The organism is Exiguobacterium sp. SH5S13 (assembly GCF_004337085.1).
Classification (GTDB): Bacteria; Bacillota; Bacilli; order Exiguobacteriales; family Exiguobacteriaceae; genus Exiguobacterium; species Exiguobacterium aurantiacum_A.
The window spans coordinates 1-1119 of sequence record NZ_SJUS01000063.1 but is presented as its reverse complement, the minus strand read 5'-3'; the positions used below and the strand labels follow the sequence as shown (position 1 = coordinate 1119).

The window sequence follows — 1119 nt, the reverse complement described above, 5'->3', positions numbered from 1 at the left end:
TCATTCCGTCGACTTCCCCCCGAAGGGTTCCGTCGATTTCCTGCGCTCGACTTGCATGTATTAGGCACGCCGCCAGCGTTCGTCCTGAGCCAGGATCAAACTCTCCAAAGAATTTGATATAGCTCTTGAAAATGACGAAGCTTGCGCTTCAATCAAAACTTGTAAAACTTTTTTTGCCTCATCGTTCAGTTTTCAAAGTTCGTCAGTTAAAGAATTGGTGGAGCCTAGCGGGATCGAACCGCTGACCTCCTGCGTGCAAGGCAGGCGCTCTCCCAGCTGAGCTAAGGCCCCAAAAGTTATGATGGTCGGGAAGACAGGATTCGAACCTGCGACCCCTTGGTCCCAAACCAAGTGCTCTACCAAGCTGAGCTACTTCCCGTTATAAATGGTGCACCCTGAGAGATTCGAACTCCCGGCCTTTAGATTCGTAGTCTAACGCTCTATCCAGCTGAGCTAAGGGTGCGAGACGAATGATTCCCAATGGGATATATAGATGGTACCGAGGGCCGGACTTGAACCGGCACGAGGAAACCCTCGCAGGATTTTAAGTCCTGTGCGTCTACCAATTCCGCCACCCCGGCAAGGTATAATTAGTGCGGTAGACTTTTTTAAAAAATGGTGCCGGCGAAAGGATTTGAACCCTCGACCCTCTGATTACAAGTCAGATGCTCTACCAACTGAGCTACACCGGCAGGTGTAAATGGTGGAGGATGACGGGATCGAACCGCCGACCCCCTGCTTGTAAGGCAGGTGCTCTCCCAGCTGAGCTAATCCTCCGATATGTATGCCTGGCAACGTCCTATCCTCACAGGGGGAGACCCCCAACTACTTTCGGCGCTGAAGCGCTTAACTTCCGTGTTCGGCATGGGAACGGGTGTGGCCGCTTCGCTATCGCCACCAGACATATATGAGATTAACATTATCTTTACATAATGTCAAACTTTTTTTGAAAGATTACTCTCTCAAAACTGAAGATTCATCAATACAAACCATTTCTAGATCAAAGCCTCGACCGATTAGTATCATTCAGCTCCACACGTCGCCGTGCTTCCACCCATGACCTATCTACCTCATCGTCTCTGAGGGGTCTTTCTTGATTGCTCAAAGGGAAATCTCATC

Annotated in this window: 6 tRNA genes and 3 rRNA genes; all 9 read right to left on the bottom strand. The window is 49.8% G+C overall.

Annotated elements, in window-relative coordinates:
• Window positions 1–111 (bottom strand): 16S ribosomal RNA (locus EVJ30_RS14995); the annotation flags it as partial.
• Between the two features lie 104 nt (window positions 112–215).
• A tRNA-Ala gene (locus EVJ30_RS14990) sits at window positions 216–291 on the bottom strand.
• A gap of 11 nt (window positions 292–302) precedes the next feature.
• A tRNA-Pro gene (locus tag EVJ30_RS14985) sits at window positions 303–379 on the bottom strand.
• Window positions 380–386: 7 nt separating this feature from the next.
• Window positions 387–463 (bottom strand) — tRNA-Arg (locus tag EVJ30_RS14980).
• Window positions 464–494: 31 nt separating this feature from the next.
• Window positions 495–581: transfer RNA gene (locus EVJ30_RS14975), tRNA-Leu, on the bottom strand.
• A gap of 35 nt (window positions 582–616) precedes the next feature.
• Window positions 617–692, bottom strand: a tRNA-Thr gene (locus tag EVJ30_RS14970).
• 9 nt (window positions 693–701) lie between these two features.
• Window positions 702–777: transfer RNA gene (locus EVJ30_RS14965), tRNA-Val, on the bottom strand.
• Between the two features lie 9 nt (window positions 778–786).
• A 5S ribosomal RNA gene (gene rrf, locus EVJ30_RS14960) occupies window positions 787–902 on the bottom strand.
• Between the two features lie 94 nt (window positions 903–996).
• A 23S ribosomal RNA gene (locus EVJ30_RS14955) occupies window positions 997–1119 on the bottom strand; the annotation flags it as partial.